Here is a 20,610-nt window from a genome sequence, read left to right as displayed (position 1 = left end):
AAGCATACTTTTACATCTAAAAAGAAAGGAAGCACAATGGATAAGCTAAAGAGATTTGTACAATAATCCTACACTTTGCACTACTCATCTTGTTAGCGTGCTATGTAGCTATCAATAAGTGGTGGCGTTCATGGCGGACATAAAAGCGATAGAAAAACTAGAATCTAAAGGCAAAGACTAGTCAATACTGATAGCACCATAAATCCACCAAGTAGGAGACACTTCTATTACTGCTAAGGGAGATTGTGTTATTATTAAAGCTGGTGGAGTAGAAGTAGTGATAGATTCTAAAGGATTAGTCGTTAAAGGTGGGGAGGTAAAGGCGGAGTGATTGGGAAATGAAAGGAATCCATTATGCTATATAAAAATATATTTAAAATTCTCTTTTTTATCGCAGTATTGATAAGTTTAGTTAATGCCCAATCAAGCGAAATAGCAAAACCTAGCTTTGATTGTGCTAAGGCTACTACAAAAGTAGAAAAGATGATATGTGAGGATTCTAGTGGGGAATTACAGAATTTGGATAGACAAATCTTTAAAAGTTATCAAGAGACAAAGGCAAAGCTTGATAAGAATGGCAAAAAAGCATTCTTAGATTCTCAAAAATCTTGGCTTAAAACACGAGAGAGGTGCGAATCTAAAGAATGCCTAAAAGAGCTTTTGCAAAGTAGAATCAAAGAGCTACAAACCTACACAATGTATATAAGCAATGCGTGGCTTGGGACTTATGAGTTACAAAAAAATCTTTATATGGGGAGCTTTGAGATACAAAAATGTAAAAATAATACTTGTGAAGCCTCATATTTTGCTTTGTTACATAAAAGCGAGTTTAATGATATGCACCAATGTGATATAAGTTTGAAGTTGCAGATAAAATCACAACAAGAAGCCATAGCTTATTATGATGACGAGGATTTTGTAAATTGTAAAATTTATATCAAGAAAAATCCGCAAGGCATCGTATTTACAAGAGATGAGAAAGCCTTTGATTCACCTGATTCTTTTTGTAGCACAATGTGTGGGAATCAAACAATATTTCAGTGGGGAGATGTGTATAAAAAGGAGGTGCAATAATGTTGTATGATATTAAAGAGTTAAATGAAAATGATTACAAGAAAGAATGCGCAAAACTTCTTATTGCCTTTGAAAATCCGAATTATAAACAAGAGAATACCATACACCTTGCGGGCAATGTAACCATTGGTTATGGACTTGATTTAAAGACAGGAAATAATCCAAAGTTGCTTTTAAAAGGGTATTTACCAGATGATTCTAAAAAACTAAAAATAGGAAACAAGGAATTAACTTTTTATGGAATCATAGAGAAATATAGAGCTAATGAGACAGGTTTTACAGACCCGAAAGCAGTAAAAGGTTATTTGCAAAATCAAGTATTTAATTTTTCGCTTACACAGGAACAGGCTCAAGAAGTTTTAGAAAGAACCTTTGATTCATACAAGCAGTATGTATCAAAGTATATTAATGATAGCTTATTAAAATGTAGCCAAGAAAAAGCTTCTTTGGTTTCTTTACATTATCATGGCAGATTTAACAACATCAAAGATAGTGTTCGAAATTCTATTATCAAAAATTCGAGATTCCTATCGTGGTTTTTAATACGATACAAAACAAATCCAAGAAGCTTTATTCCATTTCTTATTAGGGCTTGTGATGAAGCCGACATCTATTTATCTAATCCAAACATTAATAAAATAAATCTTATGTTTGATATATTTTCTTACTTAAATATCAAAAAGGAAATGATTGAATATAGAATACACAAAATTAAAACAAATAGGACGAGCTACAAACAAGATACGCTATATAGTTTAGCACTTTGGTATGAGAATGATTTAAATTTTATACCCTACCAAGATTATATTACCGATTTAAAAACATTTCAAAAGCTTAAACCAATTTCACAACTCACCAAGAAGCCCATAAACGACATCATTACCACCCTTAAGCCTCATTTAGACTATCTAAACACCCTCACTCAAAAAACCTTTAACCTAGAAAATATCTATTGTATTCAAAGCTTTTATGGAGTATTAGGAGCTCATAAACTTGACAATGTCGCTATTCTTAATAAAATTCTCAATCAAAGATTCTCTCACAACAATACCAATCAAACCAATGATGCTTCTAGTCAATCCAATAATCCAGATTCTCAAACACAACAAGAAAATCCCACACAAATTTTAATCCTTTATCCTAAAGCTACTCCTTTGCCTATCCAAATCATTCAACCAGAAAATACATTTCTTACACTAGTGGTTGGTAAAAATGCAAAGTTAGATTGTTCTAAACTTCTCTTAGATAAATGTGAAATCCATTACCTCCAATATGATGAAAATCAAGAAGAAAGCACAGAGAATCCAAAAATCACAGCATTAAAAACAGATTCTGAATTAACTCTAACGACTAAAGATTCAAATCTTTATGAAGTTATACATAATGGTATTATATATTACATCTCTAAAAATGATGGAGTGCTAAAAGTATCCCTCAAAGACAAAAGAGAGCAGGCAATAGAACTCTATAACTTTGCTAAAGAGAATGAGTATAGAATCTTAAAAGATTCACCCTCACAAATGCTAGATATTCAGCTAAAATTGCAAGATAATAAAGAACTACCCACTTCCCACAATGGTAACTTTAGCCTAACAATCAATAACCTCACACTTTTAGATTCTAAAGGCAAAAATCTTGATATAACAACTAAGCAAGACTTTACACTCTATTTGCATAATTGTGAAAACAGACAAGTTTATACAAGCACCACTATTACTAAAAACCCAAATAGTGATACTTATAGCACAACCTTTCACTTTGACCTTATCCTAGAGCAAACATCAAATCTCTTTAAAAGAACAACCAAGCTTATTGTAGCTACACAAAATCTTGCTAATGACTTTAGCACAGGCGAGATACACTCTAAAGGTAATGTCGCTATCATCTCTCTAAGTTCAGCAGATAAACAAGGTGGAAGCTATACTTTTGGCAAAAGGGTATCAGCCCAAGAGTTTGAATCTCAAGCAATACATACAAGAAATCAATATTTAGCAAGTAATGATGATAGTTTAGCTTATGAAGTGGCGTTTGGGGAGGGAGAGGAAAGAGAAGAGCAAGGCAATCAAGATGATATACCTGATAATGTTATTAGAATAGAAACAGAGGATAATAGTGGGGAGTATATAGAGATAGAGTTTGGCAAAAGTGCAGAGGAAATAGAAAGGGAAATTGAGGAAGAAGATAAGACAAGGCAAGAGCTTGAAGAGTTTTTGGGCTATCCTAGTGATAGCATAGCAGATGCGTCCGATTCCATATCCCATTATCAAGCTTTAATGGGCAATGAAGTAAAAACCGATATAGATAATATAGCCTTACCACGATTTATGCCGAGATTTAATAGACCTAAAGGCTCTAAAAGACTGCATAAGAAAAATCCACCCAAAACCCCAGAATATGCAAAAAACCAAAAAGATGTAATGAGAATAGTGAGGGAGTTGCCAAAACAAGGCTATAGATTAGTGTGGAAAGCTAGAGATTTTGAGCATTTAAAACAAATTTGGAAAAGATTAACAAAATATGCTAAAAAAATAGAGCCTAGAAACGATAAAAAGTATGGAGAGCGTATTGATAGGACACAATTAAAAGATAAAACAGAGATTAATTTTAGACAAAAATCCAAAAGTGGTTCACAAGGCAAGAGTGGTGATGAAACTATAGATATTAAATTTAATTCAAAAGGAGAAAAAACTATTTGGAGAATTCATTATTGAAATTCAAGGCATCACAATGAAAGTAAAGTTAATTTATGGTTTGGGCTATCAAGTCTTTATGGAAAAAGATAGTTACGAATTTAAGGTAAGTTATGAGGAGGGTTGGGAAAATTTAATTAATGTTTTTTTAAAACTCTATCCACAGGCAAAAAAGACAAATATTTTAGAGTTATTGGAATATGTGCTGATGTGTATGATATGCTCCGAAAATAGATTAAGAGAATGTGATGAAATTCTTTGGTTTCCACTTAGTAAGGATAGCAAAGGATATGGCAAAAATGGAGTTTGTTTTAATGAGCCTATCCCAAGCTTTGAGAGTGAGTATATCAGTATTTTGGGGGAATTGTTTCTTGCTGGATATGTAGATTTTGTGGCAGAGGAGGAAATTAAAGAAAAAGAATACAAAGATGTCTATTTGTCAGAATATAAAGCAAATAAATATGAAGCTTGGAAGTATTTTAGGGATAATTATTTTTATAAATATGCTTTTCAAAAGTTTGATGATGAGGACATTTTAATCTATAATGGTAAAGAATATAGTGTGCAAGATTGTCCCAGATATTATAATAAAAAAGAAAAAATGAAAATACCTTGTGGTTATAGCACAATGTATAGCCCTACTTCTTGGGATACTCCAAAGCATTGGAGTCAATATAATATTTGGGTAACCCGCACACAAAAAGGCACAAAATACTTCAACGAAATCCTATCCCCTAGATTCTATAATAAATACAAAGACTTAGAAGTAGAAATAGATTCTCAAGGTAATGTTATTAGGTGGATAGGACAGATAAATAGATAAAGCAATAAGCAAATAAATAATGAGGACAAATCAACCGATGAAAGCTAAAGCCTCACATAATAATATCTTATATACTATCTCTAAAAATGATGGAGTGCTAAAAGTATCCCTCAAAGACAAAAGAGAGCAGGCAATAGAACTCTATAACTTTGCTAAAGAGAATGAGTATAGAATCTTAAAAGATTCACCCTCACAAATGCTAGATATTCAGCTAAAATTGCAAGATAATAAAGAACTACCCACTTCCCACAATGGTAACTTTGCTCTAACAATCAATAACCTTACACTTTTAGATAAAAATGGAAAGAATCTTGATATAGCAGAGGATTATACCCTCTATCTACATAATTGTGAAAATAGAATAATATATGAGAATACTTCTATCCAAAAAAACACAGATGATACTTATCGTGTAAATTTCAGCTTTGACCTCATACAAGATGAGGACTCAAACTTTTTTAAAAGAACAACCAAGCTCATTATAGCAACACAGAATCTAAGTAATGATTTTAGCACAAGTGAAATTCACACTAAAGGTAATGTAGCGGTAGTATCTCTAAGCTCTGCCGACAAAAAGGGTGGGAATTATACTTTTACAAAGAAAGTTTCTGCACAAGAATTTGGAGAAGAAATAAAAACAATACTTGAACTTACAGAGGAAAAGGAATATCAAGGTGTAAAGGTGGAGGTGGGGAAAGGAGAAATGGTATTAGAAGTAGTGAGGAAGTGGGAGTATAGGGGAGATAACAATACTAACAAATGGGCTACCATTAGTGAATTTAAGCTATTAAAAAATAATGTAGAACTATTAAATGGGGGAATTGTGGAACCAGCGGTAACTAATCCGCACCCTAATCGTAAAGGACATAATCTAGCTCCAGAGCAACAACAAAAAATTGAAGGAAGTGATACAAGGATACCTGCTGGAGAGTATAAGGTATTTTGGAAGTATTCAACAAAGCAAGTTTATGCAAGAAGTGCAATAGATTTAGAGTTTATCGACTTATTAAAATTAAATGGTATTTGTTTAAAAAATGATGTTAGAGATTTTTCAATAAATCCACATAGCATTAATAAAGGCAAAAATCAAACATATGACAACAACAGAAAAGAACTTTTACACGACAAAACGGATAATTTTAAAAAGCAACACGATTGGGATACGCATTCTCACATAATGCCCGAACTTAAAGCCATTAATGGAACTGATATGGGTAGCAGAAGCGGTATATTAATACACAATGGCGATAATGGAATTTGGAGCGAGGGATGTTTATTACCAGGAGAACTTGAAAATGAAGTTGAGCCTAAAGGACACAAAAATAACAATGGGCTGTATCAAGAAACATTGCTAAAGACTATGCAAGTTATAAAACTTTTGATTGAACACGATATAGAAGCATACCGAAATTATGCCAAAGGCGAATCACAGAGTACTATTAGAAATTTTATAGTAAAAATCAAAGAAGAAAACATTAAAATCTATCCTAAGAATAAAATCACCAAGTGGGAGAAATAAAGTGAAAACAATATCTTATTTTATAATCAGATATATCTTGATTTTGCTTCTGTGTAATTATATTTATGCTAACGATGAGATAGCGGTTATTAATAGCTTGAGACATCAAAACACTGCATATCATTCAGCCTTAACCCAAAAAAATATTGATGACAGAGATAAAAGAGGGATAGTAAGAATAAACTATAATGGAGAAATAACACTAAGTGGTGTTATACAAATGTATTTGCATCAAGAAAATGAAGGAAACTTGTTTCAAAGTTTGACCTTTTATCCAGATATACAGGCATCTAGTCCTCTACCATATTATGGTGATGAGGATTATGAATATTATACAGGTATCCGCTTAATAGCTGATATGAAAGATGATGATTTTATTGAAGCAAAACAAATCTTTGGAGATAATATTAGCATAAATGATAAGGATATTTTAGGAGGCATCGCGATTCGTGCTATGATAACGCTACAAGACTATTATGCTGTGAATGAAGGTGATACAAGTTTTGATAATGGTGTATATGCAAAAATCAAACCCCAATCTCTCAAGCTTTTAAGCAATTCAAAAAGGTGGTTTTTATCTAAAGGAATGGCATATAGTTATTTTCAAGAACAGTTACTTTTATTTCCTATCTCCAAAGACTCCTACATTAATCTACGCCAATCTCCAAATGGCAAGATTCTAACACAGATTCAAAAAACTGATATACTAGAGCCTTGTGAATACAAAGAGAATAAAGGTTTAATACTAAATTTAGGACAAGATTCTACCAATCCTAAATGGCTAAAAGTAGCTTATATCCCACCAGAAGCAAAAGACACAAGCAAGGCAATCTATGGTGTAATCCATGAAAGTCAAGTAGATTATAGGTGTGAAAACCAATGAGCAATACAATCAAATTTCAATGAATGGTTTGATGATGAAATTAATGTGTTACTAAAGGAATACAATCTTGATTAGGTTATCATAACAAAAATTAGAAATTTGTCATCTTATAAGTAAAATTTTTGACTTTGGCACAGATTATAATCAGCCAAAAATACAAAAGATTTTGGAAAGAGCAAATGGGCTGTAAAAAACATTTAAGGAACAAACAACTATGTTATTATTAATCCCCTCAGGCAAACTCATAGTCAAGGTAGATTCTCAATGAGCATTTCTCCTCTCCCCTATCATTACTCTCCTTATCTTAGAGTAAGCTCTCCTATTGCAAGTGCAAGTTCAGGTTTTTATCATACTCCAAGAGTGGGAGATGAAGTGATTGTGAGTTTCTTTGATGAGGATATAGATAAGCCTTATATCAGCGGTAGTCTTTATAACCAAAGTAATCCTGCCTTACCTCCCCTCCCTTTAAATGCTCATCAAACAAGTTTAAGTGCAAGAACTCTTAATAATAGCAGTGCATTGCAAGCAGAGAATACAAACTCTCATCACAATCTCATAGAATCTGGATTCAATGAAATCACGCTCTCTAATCTCAAAGAACAAGAACACATCTATCTTCAAGCACAAAAAGATTATGAAGAACTCATTAAGCATAACTTTCTCCAAACCATACAAAACAATAAAGAATCTCAAGTAGAGGGAACTTATAATGAAAGGATTAAAAAGATTCATACTCAAACCATAGATTTAGCAAAGATTGTAAGTATTGGAGGAGAATATAATACCAATGTAGCTTTATCTAAAGATACCATTGTAGGATTAAGCCATACTCTTAACATAGGAGCAAGCAATAAACTAAGAGTAGCAAAGGATAGTAGTGAATATGTAGGAGAGGATAAGGAGGTGGAGATACAAGCAAATCTCAATACAAGTATCAAACAAGATGAGAGTAGGAATGTAGGGGGGAATAAGAGAGAGGTGGTGGAGGGGGAATATCATTTACAAGTTCAAGATTCCATTAACATAGAATCCACTAATGAAACTACACTTAGGACTAAAGGGAATCTCTTACTTACATCTAATGCCTCTATGGGACTTGAAACAGATGAAAATGCTACTTTTATAGCTGATAATATTTTATCAGAAGCAACGAGTGATTACGCTATTAATGCTGGTAATGCCATTAATCTAAAGATTAATGAAACTGTTATTTATGCCACAAGCGATACAATCATTTTTAAAGCTGGTGGAGTAGAAGTAGTCATAGATTCTAAAGGATTAGTCGTTAAAGGTGGGGAGGTAAAGGCGGAGTGAGGAGTGAAGAAAGGTTTAAAAAATCTTAAAATAGGCCTTTAATATTGCTTGATGAGGAATTGGCGGGAAATAACAAATGTTAAATAAAGAAAACACTCAAGAGTATAGCAAAGATACATTAAGAATACAAATTATAGATTCTAAAAACAATCCCATTAAAGATGCGGAAATAAGACTTATTGGCATAAAAAATACAGAAAAATATGATGTTGCACTTAATGAAAAAACAAATATAAATGGAGAAATCGTATTTGACAAAACAGAAAAACTACGAGAAAATACACAAAGTTTTGAAATTAGAATAAATCATCCAGACTATCAGATAAAACCAAAAGATAATTATAGGAGAATATGTAGAAGTTATGAGTATGGGCGTTTATGTCGCGCTACATTTGAGTCTAAAATATCAGACTTTGCTGTGCAAAAAGTCATTATAGATAATAAGTTTCTATTAAAAGACATTGGACTTACCATTACAAAAAACTTTTATAAACCAAATGATAAGATAATGTTTAAAGCGGAATATGATACAAACAAAATAAAACCCAACGAAATAAAATGGGGATATAAAAAACAAACTATGAATGATTATGACAAACAAGGCAAAGCAACAGATGTAGATTACATTTTATTTAGTGATTTGGATTCTTATATGCCAACAGATATACCTACAACTCAAAAACTTGATAAACCTTTAAACGATACACTGCAACTTCCAAAAACTGATAGTATAAGTCTTAACATACCGCAGAAGTGGCTAAATGAAAGTGTCGCGATTTTTGCTTACAAACACAATCCTCATTGGAAAGTATGCCAAATTATAAAAGTAAATGATTATCCTCAAATCGTCATTGATGGCACACACGCAGAAGTGCTAAGAGCAAATAAAAATACTACTCTTACTCAAGGAGAGCAAAAGTTTTCTCAAGAAATGCAAGCCTTAAATGCCCAAGCTAAGGTTTTGGGCTGGGGAACAAGTTACCTTTTACAAAGGCTATGGCACGATAATCCCCAAATACCAAACAATTTTAAAACAAAAGATAAGTATGCCGCAAATAAAGGTTTGCGTTATGCAAGCAGCAAAGATATAATCATTGATGATAGTAGTTTGTATGGGATTTTAAGTAATTTTGATGAGATAAACCTAAAAAAGCTTACCTACAAACAACATATTGGAGATTCAATAGAATATTATGCTGAACTAGATTGGGATAATCTTTATCTTAAGTTTCCTATGATAAAGGATTTAGAATCTAAGATTCTAGGCAAGAGACAAAATAGCACAACTTATATTCAAGAGAATGCTGCGCATATTATTACAGAAAACTTTAAAAACGAAATAAAATATTTTCTCCAAAACACCATACAAAAACAAGAAATAGCCAATGTATTTCATAATGATAACCTAGCAGAAAAAGAGTTTCTCGTTGCTCTTATCTTGGATAAGATGCAAGAGAGAGAAAATCTGCATCAAAATAAACTTGAAGCTCGTGATTGCACTGCTCTTATTCCAATAGATACAAATATTATAAAAGATAGTAAAAAAGAATTTATATATAATAATCAACGCCTTAAGCTCCTCACAGACTGCAAACCACACGAATTTGCTAGACTACATCTACAAAGCTATCCTATTCAAAATGAAACTTTTGCTAAGTATATGGGAGTGGATATGAGGAATGCTAGTTTGTATGAGTTAATGATTTATTTTATGAAAATTACTTCAGAAGAGCAATTTGCAAATCTTACTAATAATTTTCCCTATTCTAAAAGCACCATAGCCCTTTATGCAATTACAGGGAAATTTAGTATCTTTTATCTGCCTTATAAAATTACTATTAAAAGAAATAAGCAACAAGTTAATTATTTAGAATGCTTTATTGATGAATTACTTTGCTATATCTATGATAGCTTTGATTTTAGTGATGAACCTTATCAGCCTGTGGGTATGTGGGACTATAATGAAGTGGCTTTCAATCAGTATCGTTCAATGGAGCATTTGTTGAGTTATGGCAAACCAGCAGTGCCGATTGCTTCTGTTTTTTTAAGTGCTCCACAAACTTTAAATGATATTCCTAGATATGAGCAATCAATGCACTATGTTACAGAAGCTATCATCAAACAATCAGCACAACAAAACAAATATTACATCATCAATCAAAACTACCAAGACTATCAAACTCATTTTAAATTTGGACTAGATTATAGAATCTTTAGTAAGAATGCTAAGGTAATAGAAATAATAAAAAACGAAGATTTAAAAATTATCTTTGAAGTTAGGTAGATTATGAGTTTTATTTATTTTCATATCTATCAAAATTATTTCATCTTACTAATGGGCTGGATATTTTATTTCTTTATGGCATTCTTTGTAGTAAAATACATCAATCAAATAGCTTTTTTTTATAGAATCTTTGCTTGTAAAAGTTTTTTATTTGGCTGTATATTCGGAATAGTAGCTGTGTGTTTGTATTACGCAATCATTATATATACCAAAGAAGGCATAAGGGCATTTTTTTTGATTTTGCTGACATTTATAAGTGGTGGGGGAATACAAATCTATGGAATGCTATTAAAATTTCATTTATGCAATAACGCATTAGGTATTCATTTTGGATTGACACAAAATATTATTATATTTGTTATGACTTCATTGTTGATTGGATTATTGCTAGTGGATATAATGGCTTGCTCTCCATTTGTAATACTTGGAGCAATGCTTAAAGAAAGTATTATGAATAATGGAATATTAGCGAGATAATCTTATGTATAAAGCATACAAAGACTTGCCACATTTTATCACTACCAAACTTGCTAGTATGGACACACAAAGAATGGAGCAAGATATGAATAGAACCATTGAATATAGTAAAAAATATAATTTATACTACATCATCAACCAAGACTACCAAAACTATAAAAAGAGATTTAACAAAGGCTTAAACTTTAGAGTCTTCTCTAAGGATAAAACAAATGATAAAATTCATAAAGGATTCTATGTGTTAAAAGTGCCTGAAGATAAGGCTACACAAACATATTTTAAGGTGGAATTGTGAATGTTGTCATTAGCATTATTTACTTTTATTTCTAGTATAACACTTGTTTGTTATAGTATTTATGCTATTAAAAATAAGGAGTTCTAGCCTCTATTTAAGTAAAAACGATACAAGTTTTTTTATGACCCTATTACTTCTTTTGGCTGCTACTGCCTGTCTCTATCCGTCATATAGACTTATTAAGCTATTAAATCAAAAGGCACTTTATCTCACAAAAAAAGATATTGTTTTTGAAAAATACATAGGGAAAACCATAATAGCACCTTTAGAAGTCTCATATATCAGTACTTACTCATCGATGTGGGGAGCTATCATACTTGGTATGAGTAGTGTGCTAACTTTTAATAGGATTGACTCTAAAAATCATAAGAAAATATCATTTATTTTAGCTTTTGGAAGTGGTAATTTAGAGGAACTTTATTCATATTTATTGCCAAAGATTGAGACTTATTTGATAGGGCTACAAGAGAAAGAGTATATAGAATGCAAAATATCTCTTAATATTGATGGTAAAATGGATTCTAGAATAGATTTTGATAAAATAGAGAGATTACGTAAGGAAAAAGAAAATGGAAAATAAACACATCTATAAAGGTTTAGAATGCCATTGCAGTGAATTTGAAAAGATTCCAATTCATAGGCGAGAGCTAGGAATGGCTGGGAATGTGGCGACTTATGGGGCGATTGGGAGTAAAGTATGAGTATGGAAACTAACGATGAAATTATTTGGGAGTTAAAAAGAACAAAAAATCTCTTTTTTTGTATAAACTTTTTATGGAGTATTCTTTTTAGATTCTGTGTATCGTGTTTTCTTATCTATATTGTTTTTGTATATTTTGATAAATTACATTTCTTGATATTTGTATTTATTGCTTTAATAATACTTTATTACTTATTTGGTGTTGTCCTGTCTCTTAATCTCAAAGCCATTCAAATTACCCATAATAATTTTATTCTTAAAAAATATATAGGGTCTGATATAATTTTGCCATTAGGAAGTTTTTACATATGCGAAGAAGATGAGATTCTTAAAATTAGCTTTGATACCATTATCACGATACGAAAACTAGCAACCAAAGCTATTTTGCCAAAATACTTTTTTATTGATTTTAGCAATACCAACATACAAGAGATATACGAAACCATAAAACCATACATTAAAAATAGCTTAATACAAATGAATCAAAATGATTATAATTGCTTCAAAAATAATTCTTTTTTCAAAGAAGGATTGCCAAGTGATTATATTGATTTTGACGAAATTGATACTTTGCGGGAGGTAAGACAATGAGTGAAAAGAAAAATATCTATAAAGGTTTAGAATGTCATTGTAATGAGTTTGAAAAGATTCCGATTCATAGGAGGGAATTAGGAATAGCTGGAGATGTGGCGACTTATGGGGTGGCAATAGGAGAGAGCTATGAGTAAATCTGCTGATAAAGTTATTTATGAGCTACAAAGAAATTTTTCAGCAAAGAGCAAAATGTATCGCATCTATTTTATTATCATAAGCATTTCAGTGTGTTCTATTGTAACTTATGCAGTGTTTTGGATAGCACCACCACTTAGTGGATTTCGTGGTCTATTTCTTGTTTTGTTTTGGTTAGTTATATTCTATATTTTTCTATCAGGAATTTTAAAATTATTCAATTTTAAAAGGCTATATATGACTGATAGTTATTTTGTTATTGAAAAATATATTGGTAAAAAAATAATACTTCAATTAGGAAGTTTTTACGCACATTCTATGAGATTTAGCAACCCTACAAGCCCAAAATTAACAAACAATTTGTGTTTCACCACCTTTTTAGAGAATAAGGAATTTGTAATTGATGAATCAAATTTATGTTATACTGATAATACACAGAATATACACGAGTTAATTGATAAATTAAATGTGCTTTTTAAGCCGCATATCACACAATATCTACTAAGCTTAAGTGAAGAGAAATATTCACAAATTTTCAATGATATTTTTATTAAAAATGAAATTCTATATTTTGATGAAATAGACAAAATGCGAAAGGAAAAAGAAAATGGAAAATAAAAATATTTACAAAGGTTTGGAATGTCATTGTAATGAGTTTGAAAAGATTCCGATTCATAGGAGGGAATTAGGAATAGCTGGAGATGTGGCGACTTATGGGGTGGCAATTACTGAAGGATTTGCTATATATGGAGCAGAAAAATATTTAAATAATATGAATATTAACTCCACCACAACAGAAGTTGCTAAACTTAAAATTAAAATGAATTTTGGCATATTGAGTTTTCTACAAGCAAAAATAGAGGGAAAATCTAACGAAAGAGCATTGACAGAGGTTGGTGTTGGAATAGGTGTTGGCTATGCTATGGAGACCAAAGTAGCTCAACTCGCTGTTAAAACAGGCATATCCCTCCTCACTCGCATTGCCACAGGGGCGGCAGCTGGTGCAGCGGCTGGGTCTGCTGCCCCCATTGTTGGAACTATCATTGGGGCAGTAGCTGGGGCATTAATAGCAGGGGTTGTCAATGATATAATCTTTGCAGAGGAGGACAAGCAAACCCAAAAAGACAAAGCAGAAAATGAACGCATAAAGCAAAGAGAGATTCAATACCAAAACAAAATCAATCGCATCAATGACTATCTTATAAGAAATCACTATGTAGAATTACGAGACCTCACAGAAGTAGAATCTGAAATGCTTTGTAAAGAATCTAGCAATATTTATAGTAGCTACTTCAAAACAATCCTCTTAATGTTAAGCTTCCCTAACTATTTAGACAGAGACACAGAATTTTATAAATCTTTGCAATCTCAAGATACACAAAAAGAAGAATCTAAAAAGGAAATCCTAATCCAACCCATAGCTAACGCAATCTCTTTGAGATTAGCAATACAAGAATGCTATGATTCTAGCAAAGGAGCATTACTAAAGAATACCACAATCTATATCTATAACCACAGATTCCAAAGAGTAGTAGCAAAAGGCAGGACAGATTCTAAAGGTTCTCTACAAATAGATACTATCAGTGTGGGACAAGAAATAGGCATAGATAAAATAAGCTTTATAGTAGATAGAGATAATTTGAGTGAGAGTAACTTTGAGCTAAGCAAAACACAATATGCCACGATAACTAATATCCAAGTAAAGCATAAACAAGCTAAAGAATATACAGCCAATAAGATATATCTAGGATTTAATGATGTGCAAAGTAAGCTAAAGGCTGATTATGAAGTAATAAGACTGCACGCACAAAAAGGAAGCAATGCTATCACATTCACACCACAGATAAATACAAGCGATATGAGATATAAGCAATACACGCAGTTTGCCTATATGACATTTGATGTCATGGATTTTAGTATAGATGAGTATATCGCTAATATAAGCATACAAAACCGCCAAAGCTCTGGATTAAACAGGCTAGGCACAGGACTAAAAGAAAGCTATCCTATAAAAAAGGAGTGGCATAATAAGATTGTGGCTTTCTTTGGGTATTGTGATAGTCAGATACACACGCCTTATGTAAAAATGTCTTGTATGCAGCCTATTGTGATTTTAGATATAGGCGATAGTGGGGCATTACATCCACGATATGAGCAAGGGAGTATGAAAAGGCGGGATATTATCCTTGATGTTGTGGATAAACTCAAAAAGAGATTGGAGCAAATCAGGGCATATCCTATCATACTAGGGCAAAATAACGAGAGTTTAGAACAAAGAGTAAAAATAGTAAATGCCATAAAGCATAATATCCAAAATGACAGGATATTGTTATTATCTCTACATATCGATAGTGAGGAAAGCGGACTAGCTAGTGGAATGCGATGTTTTTATAATGCTAGAGAATATGCAAGAGAAGAGGAGGATTTCATCGCTAGACTAGAAAACATCAAACACGATAAAAATAATGCTAATTTCGCACATAAAAGCAATATGTATCTTGCGAAATTTGCTGCTATGCCTTCAGTGCTAATAACGTTAGGATTTATAAGTAATGATAGCGATAGGGCAAAGCTTAATGATGCAAATTATAGAAATACTCTTGTTAGTAGTTTGCATTTAGCTATTTTACACCATATCACACAGACGATGACAAAAAATCCAATGCAAAGGGTGAGCTAATGACTCAAAGACTGCATAGTTTAGATAATATACCTATCCCTAGAGAGATCAATAAACCTTATATATCAGGAAGTCTGTATAACCAAACTAACCCAAGTTTAGCTACCTTAACCAAAGATGACCATATCACTTCCTTAAGTGTTAGGACATTAAATAGTGGAGCATTACATAGTGGAGGCACTACCAACACAGATATACCATACAACCAATAGAGCAAGGCAGTAATGAGCTTATATTCTCCAATCTTAAAGAACAAGAACACATCTATCTTCAAGCACAAAGAGATTATGAAGAACTCATTAAGCATAACTTCACTCAAACCATACATAACAATAAAGAATCTCAAGTAGAGGGAACTTATAATGAAAGGATTAAAAAGATTCATACTCAAACCATAGACTTAGCAAAGATTGTAAGTATTGGAGGAGAATATAATACCAATGTAGCTTTATCTAAAGATACTATTGTAGGATTAAGCCATACTTTAAATGTAGGAGTAGATAACAAAGTAAGGATTGCAAAGAAGAGTAGTGAATATGTAGGAGAGGATAAGGAGGTGGAGATAGGGGGGAATCTCAATACAAGTATCAAACAAGATGAGAGTAGGAATGTAGGGGGGAATAAGAGAGAGGTGGTGGAGGGAGATAAACAGGAACATATAGAAGGAAATCTTAATATAACTTCACAATCTCAAGGTAATATTTATACCCAAAAAGGTTTATATGTAGAATCTCAAACTTTATCTTTTCAAGCAAAAGATGTTACCAATATGGAATCAGATTCTGTGGGTATAGATGCCCAAAGTGATTGTGCTATACAAGCTGGCAACCAAATCCTTCACCAAGTAGGAGACACTTCAATTACTGCTAAGGGAGATTGTGTTATTATTAAAGCTGGTGGAGTAGAAGTAGTGATAGATTCTAAAGGATTAGTCGTTAAAGGTGGGGAGGTAAAGAGTGAGTAGAGAAAGTGATAAGATAGAATCTCAAAGAAAGAATGTGATAAGCGAGAATCTAAGAGTGAATACAGAATCTAAAAAGTTAGATTCTAACAATGATGAGATTATTTGGGAGTTGGAAAGAAAGAAAAACTTTTTAATATGTTTAAATATTTTTTGGAGCTACTTTGTGAGGTGCGGTATCATTGGGTTTTGCTTATTGGGACATAAAGAGGAATTTGAATTATTTTACAATAGATTTTTCTCCCTATATGCAAGAAATGGAATCCTATGTAAAGGGTAAGAAATGAATAAAAATAATACCATCTATGCTTCTTTAAATGTCTGTCAATATGAATTTGATAAAAATTTACCTCAAAAACAAGAAATCCTGAATAATTTGGGTAACTCTACAAGTAATTTCTTAAATATTTATTTACCTGCAAATGCTGCTTTTGCAGGTGCTATGAATGATATGCTCTATCCTAAGAATCGCCCTTTTTATCTACCAAATATTCCTACAATCACTCTAGGTGTGAATTATGGCGTAATTGCTTATCTATTTAAAAAAGCAGAGGGGAAAGATGATGAGTGATACACAAGATGAGATAACTTGGAAATTAGAGAGAAAAAAGAGTATTTTGGCTCTTTATAGTCATACAGCATATTTTTCTCTATTTTGTGTTTTTTTGTATATTTTACTTACATATTTTACTACACCTGAGAATCTAAAAGGTTTGCTTACATTTCTAGCTTTAACTTTTTTTGTTTGCTATATAGCAAGGGATTTTTATTATTCGCTAAATCTAAAAACGATGTATATTGAAAATAATAATTTATTCATAGAAAAATATTTAGGAAAAAATATTGTTTTACCTTTAGGGGATTTCATTATTTTTCACAGAATGCCATTTTATTTTAATTTTATGTTTATAGGTGATTATTCAATAGAATCAATAAGGAAGCACTCATTGTTTCCTATATATTTTTTTCTTGAAAGTTATAATACAAATGTTGATAAAATTCAAACATTGCTTAAGCCTTTTATTGTTGATTATTTACTTAAATGCGATGAGAAAGCATATAATAAATTTAAAACGTTTTATGGAGGTGCAAGCATTAAAGACCAATACAGCATAGACTATAAAGAAATAGACAAACTGCGAGAGGAACAAAGAAACAATGGTTGAAAATAAAAATATCTATAAGGGTTTAGAATGCCATTGTAATGAATTTGAAATAATCCCTATTGATAGGAGGGATTTAGGAATAGCGGGAGATGTGGCTTGTGGAGCAATAAGGAGCAAAGTGTGAGCGAAGCTAAAGATAAAACTCTCTGGGAGCTAAAAAGGATAAAAAATATCTTTTTTTGTATCAATTTTTTATGGAGTATTCTTTTTAGATTCTGCGTATCGTGTTTCCTTGTTTATATTATTTTTGCATATTTTGATAAATTGAATTTCTTTATATTTTTGCTCATTATTTTGATAATACTTTATTATTTGTTTGGTATCTTCTTGTCTATCAATATCAAAACTATACAAATCACTACAAATAATTTTATACTTCAAAAATATATAGGGTCTGATATGGTTTTACCATTGGGGACTTTTTATATGTGTGAAGAAGATGAAATTATTAAGATTAGTTTTGATACCATTATTGCGATACGACCATTAACAATCCAATCAATTTTGCCAAAATATTTTTTTATTGATTTTAGTAATACAAATATACAAGAAATATATGAAATCATAAAGCCATGCATTAAGAATAGTTTAATACAAATGAATGAAAATGATTATAATTGCTTCAAAAATAATTCTAAAGATGGGCTGCCAAATAATTATATAAATTTTTGCGAAATTGATATTTTACGCAAGGAAAAAAACAATGGTTGAAAATAAAAATATCTATAAAGGTTTAGAGTGTAATTGTAATGAGTTTGAAAAGATTCCTATCCACAGACGAGACTTTGGAACAACGGGAGTTATTATTTCTAATGGATTAGTAATTACAGAAAATTTATCTATAGAAACACTTGATAAACATCTTAAAAATAATGGCATAGAAGAAAAGATAAGAAAGATTCCAAAGATTAACATAATGATGAATTTTGGAATCCTAAACTTTCTTTACAAAAAAACAGAGGGTAAGTCAAACCAAAGAGCATTAACCGAATTGGGAGTAGAAACCTCAATTGGTTTAGCTACTACTTCCAAACTTGCAGTCAAAACAGGCGTATCCCTTTTAACTCGTATTGCCACAGGTGCAGCAACAGGAGCAGCTGTTGGCTCTACCTTTCCTATCGTTGGCACAATAATAGGTGCAGTAGCAGGAACACTTATAGCAGGAGCTATTAACGAACAATGTGAATTTGATAAGAATCTCCCACAAAAGCAAAAAACTTTCAATGATTTAGGTAATGCTACTGAAAATTTCTTAAATATCTATCTGCCTGCAAATGCTGGTTTTGGAAGTGCTATGAGTGATACAATCTATCCTAAAAATCGCCCTTTTTATGTTCCAAATATTCCTACCATTACTTTAGGTGTAAATTATGGAGTAATAGTCTATCTTTTTAAAAAGCAGAGGGAAAGGGTAATCAATGAGTAGTGAGATTCTTTGGAAATATAAAAGAAGTTATATGGGGTTTTTAATTTCAGTATTTCTTTTACTCTTTTTATCTATTGTCTGTTGTTTAGCAATATTCAAAGGAATAGAAAAATTTATAAATAACGATGACGCAGATTTTTTTATGACTTTACTACTTTTGTTTGCCTCCCTTGCTTGTTTGTATCCACCTTATAGGCTTTTAAGATTATTAAATCAAAAAAATGTATATATTACAAAAGATAAATTATTTATTGAAAAATATCTAGGGAAAACAATAGTTTTGCCTTTAGGAACTTTCTATACATATAGAATTTCAACAATATGGGGTTTTACAACAGGTATGAGTTCAGCAATATTGCTTCATAAAATCGAATGCGATAATAAGCTCTCATTTATCATACAATCATTTATTGAGCCATTTGGAACAAATAATCTTGATGAACTTTATAGTCTTTTATTGCCCAAGATTGAAGATTCTCTACTAGAACTAGACAATAATGCTTATGCAAAATTAAAAACGCAAATAAATATAGTAGGCAATATTAACCCACAAATTGACTTTAATAAAATAGACAAACTAAGAGAGGAACAAAGCAATGCCTAATCATTCACAATCAGAATCTCCTTATACTTCCTTAGAATTTTGTTATTGCCAACAAGACTTTACGCAGAATCCAATTACTCGCAGAGATTTAGGAAATACAGGCACTTTAGTAAATTACTCTATGGTTGTAGCAGGGACAGGTTCAAGTGAAATTCTAAGTAAATATATGGAAAATCAAGGAGTTTCAAATAAAGTCAATGCTTTTTATAAATACAAACTTATAGGGAATTTTGGTATTTTTTCTTATTTATTTAAGAAAGTAGAGGGCAAGGATAATGAAAGGGCTATACAAGAAGTTATATTTGAAACAGCGGCAATTGAAATTGGGGGTGCGACTACAAAAGCTATAACCACTAGACTCGGTATTGCTATGGCAGGTAGAATCTTAGGTAGTGCAGTAGGTTCTGTGATACCTGTTGGTGGGACAATAATAGGTGCAGTAGCTGGAGCTTGGTTAGCTGGCAAGGTTGAGAAATGGTGGTTTTCTGATGAAGACAAAGCCTTAGAATCTGCTCAAGCGGAGAATGAAAGAATAGCTCAATTAGAGAAAGCTTATCTTTTAAAAATCAATCGCATTAATGACTATCTTATAAGAAATAACTATGTAGAATTAAGGGAACTTGATAAAGATATATTTGGCAATCCTTTAGCTCATTCTAATGAAGCAGAGACACTTTGTAAAGAAGCAAGCAATTTACAATCAAGCTATTTCAAAACTATCCTGTTAATGTTAAGCTTTCCACAATACCTTGATAGAAAACAAGAGGAAGAAGAAAAAGAACAAAGAAAGCAAGAAAGAAAAATACAGCCTGTAAAAGACGCTATTCTTCTTACATTGGATATAGAAAAATGTATTGATACAAGCAAAGCAGAATTACTCAAAGAAAAAGAAATCTATATCTATAATGAAAGATTTAAAAGAGTAGTTGCAAAGAGTAAGAGTGATGATAAAGGGAGATTGTGTTATTATTAAAGCTGGTGGAGT

23 protein-coding genes and 1 pseudogene are annotated in these 20,610 nt (G+C 31.7%); all 24 read left to right on the top strand.

Translation table 11 applies throughout. The features are described from left to right. The first annotated feature begins 354 nt into the window (after positions 1-354). The gene (locus BN2458_RS03395) at positions 355-1,074 is read left to right on the top strand and encodes a lysozyme inhibitor LprI family protein (RefSeq protein WP_034343870.1); all 720 of its coding nucleotides are present in this window, start codon (positions 355-357) and stop codon (positions 1,072-1,074) included. Further along, positions 1,074-3,785 carry a hypothetical protein gene (locus tag BN2458_RS10140; RefSeq protein ID WP_058122039.1) on the top strand — a complete coding sequence of 904 codons (2,712 nt, stop codon included), beginning with the start codon at positions 1,074-1,076 and terminating at the stop codon, positions 3,783-3,785. Before BN2458_RS03395 ends, BN2458_RS10140 begins: the two co-directional genes overlap by 1 nt. 16 nt (positions 3,786-3,801) lie before the next feature. Next, positions 3,802-4,587 (top strand): hypothetical protein, encoded by a 786-nt coding sequence (locus BN2458_RS03385; RefSeq protein ID WP_052082161.1) that lies wholly within the window; start codon positions 3,802-3,804, stop codon positions 4,585-4,587. Positions 4,588-4,606: 19 nt separating this feature from the next. Continuing rightward, positions 4,607-6,106 (top strand): hypothetical protein, encoded by a 1,500-nt coding sequence (locus BN2458_RS10365; RefSeq protein ID WP_231944844.1) that lies wholly within the window; start codon positions 4,607-4,609, stop codon positions 6,104-6,106. A 1-nt stretch (position 6,107) separates the two neighbouring features. Further along, positions 6,108-6,989 (top strand): hypothetical protein, encoded by an 882-nt coding sequence (locus BN2458_RS10360; protein WP_064504555.1) that lies wholly within the window; start codon positions 6,108-6,110, stop codon positions 6,987-6,989. Positions 6,990-7,253: 264 nt separating this feature from the next. Continuing rightward, the gene (locus BN2458_RS03370) at positions 7,254-8,303 is read left to right on the top strand and encodes a bacteriophage T4 gp5 trimerisation domain-containing protein (protein ID WP_231944843.1); all 1,050 of its coding nucleotides are present in this window, start codon (positions 7,254-7,256) and stop codon (positions 8,301-8,303) included. A 76-nt stretch (positions 8,304-8,379) separates the two neighbouring features. Next, positions 8,380-10,587, top strand: a complete 2,208-nt coding sequence (locus BN2458_RS10355) for a DUF6402 family protein (protein WP_052057416.1) — start codon at positions 8,380-8,382, stop codon at positions 10,585-10,587. 3 nt (positions 10,588-10,590) lie between these two features. Continuing rightward, entirely contained in the window at positions 10,591-11,064 is a 474-nt protein-coding gene (locus tag BN2458_RS10070) for a hypothetical protein (protein WP_034343309.1), read from the top strand. Positions 11,065-11,068: 4 nt separating this feature from the next. Further along, positions 11,069-11,359: a hypothetical protein gene (locus tag BN2458_RS03355; protein ID WP_231944842.1), complete on the top strand. Its 291-nt coding sequence runs from the start codon at positions 11,069-11,071 to the stop codon at positions 11,357-11,359. A 61-nt stretch (positions 11,360-11,420) separates the two neighbouring features. Then, positions 11,421-11,939, top strand: coding sequence for a hypothetical protein (locus tag BN2458_RS03350; RefSeq protein WP_034343312.1), 519 nt, complete (start codon positions 11,421-11,423; stop codon positions 11,937-11,939). After that, positions 11,929-12,060: a hypothetical protein gene (locus BN2458_RS10565; RefSeq protein WP_268902972.1), complete on the top strand. Its 132-nt coding sequence runs from the start codon at positions 11,929-11,931 to the stop codon at positions 12,058-12,060. Before BN2458_RS03350 ends, BN2458_RS10565 begins: the two co-directional genes overlap by 11 nt. Then, the gene (locus BN2458_RS03345) at positions 12,057-12,650 is read left to right on the top strand and encodes a hypothetical protein (RefSeq protein ID WP_034343315.1); all 594 of its coding nucleotides are present in this window, start codon (positions 12,057-12,059) and stop codon (positions 12,648-12,650) included. Before BN2458_RS10565 ends, BN2458_RS03345 begins: the two co-directional genes overlap by 4 nt. Next, positions 12,647-12,787 carry a hypothetical protein gene (locus BN2458_RS09880; RefSeq protein ID WP_156407278.1) on the top strand — a complete coding sequence of 47 codons (141 nt, stop codon included), beginning with the start codon at positions 12,647-12,649 and terminating at the stop codon, positions 12,785-12,787. Before BN2458_RS03345 ends, BN2458_RS09880 begins: the two co-directional genes overlap by 4 nt. 238 nt (positions 12,788-13,025) lie before the next feature. Continuing rightward, positions 13,026-13,406, top strand: a complete 381-nt coding sequence (locus tag BN2458_RS10065; RefSeq protein WP_138117663.1) for a hypothetical protein — start codon at positions 13,026-13,028, stop codon at positions 13,404-13,406. Further along, positions 13,396-15,468: an N-acetylmuramoyl-L-alanine amidase gene (locus BN2458_RS03335; protein ID WP_058122038.1), complete on the top strand. Its 2,073-nt coding sequence runs from the start codon at positions 13,396-13,398 to the stop codon at positions 15,466-15,468. The genes BN2458_RS10065 and BN2458_RS03335 overlap by 11 nt, the downstream gene beginning before the upstream one ends. 44 nt (positions 15,469-15,512) lie before the next feature. After that, positions 15,513-16,432, top strand: a pseudogene (locus tag BN2458_RS10725) (bacteriophage T4 gp5 trimerisation domain-containing protein); the annotation flags it as partial. Then, complete coding sequence (locus BN2458_RS03320) at positions 16,425-16,709, top strand: hypothetical protein (protein ID WP_034342389.1); 285 nt, start codon at positions 16,425-16,427, stop codon at positions 16,707-16,709. The pseudogene BN2458_RS10725 and the gene BN2458_RS03320, both read left to right, overlap by 8 nt. 3 nt (positions 16,710-16,712) lie before the next feature. Further along, complete coding sequence (locus BN2458_RS03315) at positions 16,713-17,000, top strand: hypothetical protein (RefSeq protein WP_034342386.1); 288 nt, start codon at positions 16,713-16,715, stop codon at positions 16,998-17,000. Then, positions 16,993-17,595, top strand: a complete 603-nt coding sequence (locus tag BN2458_RS03310) for a hypothetical protein (protein ID WP_138092124.1) — start codon at positions 16,993-16,995, stop codon at positions 17,593-17,595. Before BN2458_RS03315 ends, BN2458_RS03310 begins: the two co-directional genes overlap by 8 nt. Further along, complete coding sequence (locus BN2458_RS10560; RefSeq protein WP_268902971.1) at positions 17,588-17,719, top strand: hypothetical protein; 132 nt, start codon at positions 17,588-17,590, stop codon at positions 17,717-17,719. Before BN2458_RS03310 ends, BN2458_RS10560 begins: the two co-directional genes overlap by 8 nt. A gap of 275 nt (positions 17,720-17,994) precedes the next feature. Then, on the top strand, positions 17,995-18,306 hold the full coding sequence (locus BN2458_RS09870) for a hypothetical protein (RefSeq protein ID WP_138117662.1): 312 nt from the start codon (positions 17,995-17,997) through the stop codon (positions 18,304-18,306). Next, entirely contained in the window at positions 18,299-19,021 is a 723-nt protein-coding gene (locus BN2458_RS03300) for a hypothetical protein (RefSeq protein WP_034342375.1), read from the top strand. Before BN2458_RS09870 ends, BN2458_RS03300 begins: the two co-directional genes overlap by 8 nt. Then, positions 19,014-19,625 (top strand): hypothetical protein, encoded by a 612-nt coding sequence (locus BN2458_RS03295; protein WP_034342372.1) that lies wholly within the window; start codon positions 19,014-19,016, stop codon positions 19,623-19,625. The genes BN2458_RS03300 and BN2458_RS03295 overlap by 8 nt, the downstream gene beginning before the upstream one ends. Next, positions 19,618-20,598, top strand: coding sequence for a hypothetical protein (locus tag BN2458_RS03290; protein WP_034342370.1), 981 nt, complete (start codon positions 19,618-19,620; stop codon positions 20,596-20,598). The genes BN2458_RS03295 and BN2458_RS03290 overlap by 8 nt, the downstream gene beginning before the upstream one ends. Positions 20,599-20,610: the final 12 nt, after the last annotated feature.

The organism is Helicobacter typhlonius (assembly GCF_001460635.1).
Taxonomy (GTDB): Bacteria; Campylobacterota; Campylobacteria; order Campylobacterales; family Helicobacteraceae; genus Helicobacter_C; species Helicobacter_C typhlonius.
The sequence above is the reverse complement of the archived record's forward strand: the minus strand, read 5'-3'. Positions and strand labels throughout refer to the sequence as shown.

Bases quoted from the DNA above. Each gene is read 5' to 3' on its own strand.
- BN2458_RS03395 (WP_034343870.1), top strand. From the start codon at position 355: ATGCTATATAAAAATATATTTAAAATTCTCTTTTTTATCGCAGTATTG.
- BN2458_RS10140 (WP_058122039.1), top strand. From the start codon at position 1,074: ATGTTGTATGATATTAAAGAGTTAAATGAAAATGATTACAAGAAAGAA.
- BN2458_RS03385 (WP_052082161.1), top strand. From the start codon at position 3,802: ATGAAAGTAAAGTTAATTTATGGTTTGGGCTATCAAGTCTTTATGGAA.
- BN2458_RS10365 (WP_231944844.1), top strand. From the start codon at position 4,607: ATGAGGACAAATCAACCGATGAAAGCTAAAGCCTCACATAATAATATC.
- BN2458_RS03370 (WP_231944843.1), top strand. From the start codon at position 7,254: ATGAGCATTTCTCCTCTCCCCTATCATTACTCTCCTTATCTTAGAGTA.
- BN2458_RS10355 (WP_052057416.1), top strand. From the start codon at position 8,380: ATGTTAAATAAAGAAAACACTCAAGAGTATAGCAAAGATACATTAAGA.
- BN2458_RS10070 (WP_034343309.1), top strand. From the start codon at position 10,591: ATGAGTTTTATTTATTTTCATATCTATCAAAATTATTTCATCTTACTA.
- BN2458_RS03355 (WP_231944842.1), top strand. From the start codon at position 11,069: ATGTATAAAGCATACAAAGACTTGCCACATTTTATCACTACCAAACTT.
- BN2458_RS03350 (WP_034343312.1), top strand. From the start codon at position 11,421: ATGCTATTAAAAATAAGGAGTTCTAGCCTCTATTTAAGTAAAAACGAT.
- BN2458_RS10565 (WP_268902972.1), top strand. From the start codon at position 11,929: ATGGAAAATAAACACATCTATAAAGGTTTAGAATGCCATTGCAGTGAA.
- BN2458_RS03345 (WP_034343315.1), top strand. From the start codon at position 12,057: ATGAGTATGGAAACTAACGATGAAATTATTTGGGAGTTAAAAAGAACA.
- BN2458_RS09880 (WP_156407278.1), top strand. From the start codon at position 12,647: ATGAGTGAAAAGAAAAATATCTATAAAGGTTTAGAATGTCATTGTAAT.
- BN2458_RS10065 (WP_138117663.1), top strand. From the start codon at position 13,026: ATGACTGATAGTTATTTTGTTATTGAAAAATATATTGGTAAAAAAATA.
- BN2458_RS03335 (WP_058122038.1), top strand. From the start codon at position 13,396: ATGGAAAATAAAAATATTTACAAAGGTTTGGAATGTCATTGTAATGAG.
- BN2458_RS03315 (WP_034342386.1), top strand. From the start codon at position 16,713: ATGAATAAAAATAATACCATCTATGCTTCTTTAAATGTCTGTCAATAT.
- BN2458_RS03310 (WP_138092124.1), top strand. From the start codon at position 16,993: ATGAGTGATACACAAGATGAGATAACTTGGAAATTAGAGAGAAAAAAG.
- BN2458_RS10560 (WP_268902971.1), top strand. From the start codon at position 17,588: ATGGTTGAAAATAAAAATATCTATAAGGGTTTAGAATGCCATTGTAAT.
- BN2458_RS09870 (WP_138117662.1), top strand. From the start codon at position 17,995: ATGGTTTTACCATTGGGGACTTTTTATATGTGTGAAGAAGATGAAATT.
- BN2458_RS03300 (WP_034342375.1), top strand. From the start codon at position 18,299: ATGGTTGAAAATAAAAATATCTATAAAGGTTTAGAGTGTAATTGTAAT.
- BN2458_RS03295 (WP_034342372.1), top strand. From the start codon at position 19,014: ATGAGTAGTGAGATTCTTTGGAAATATAAAAGAAGTTATATGGGGTTT.
- BN2458_RS03290 (WP_034342370.1), top strand. From the start codon at position 19,618: ATGCCTAATCATTCACAATCAGAATCTCCTTATACTTCCTTAGAATTT.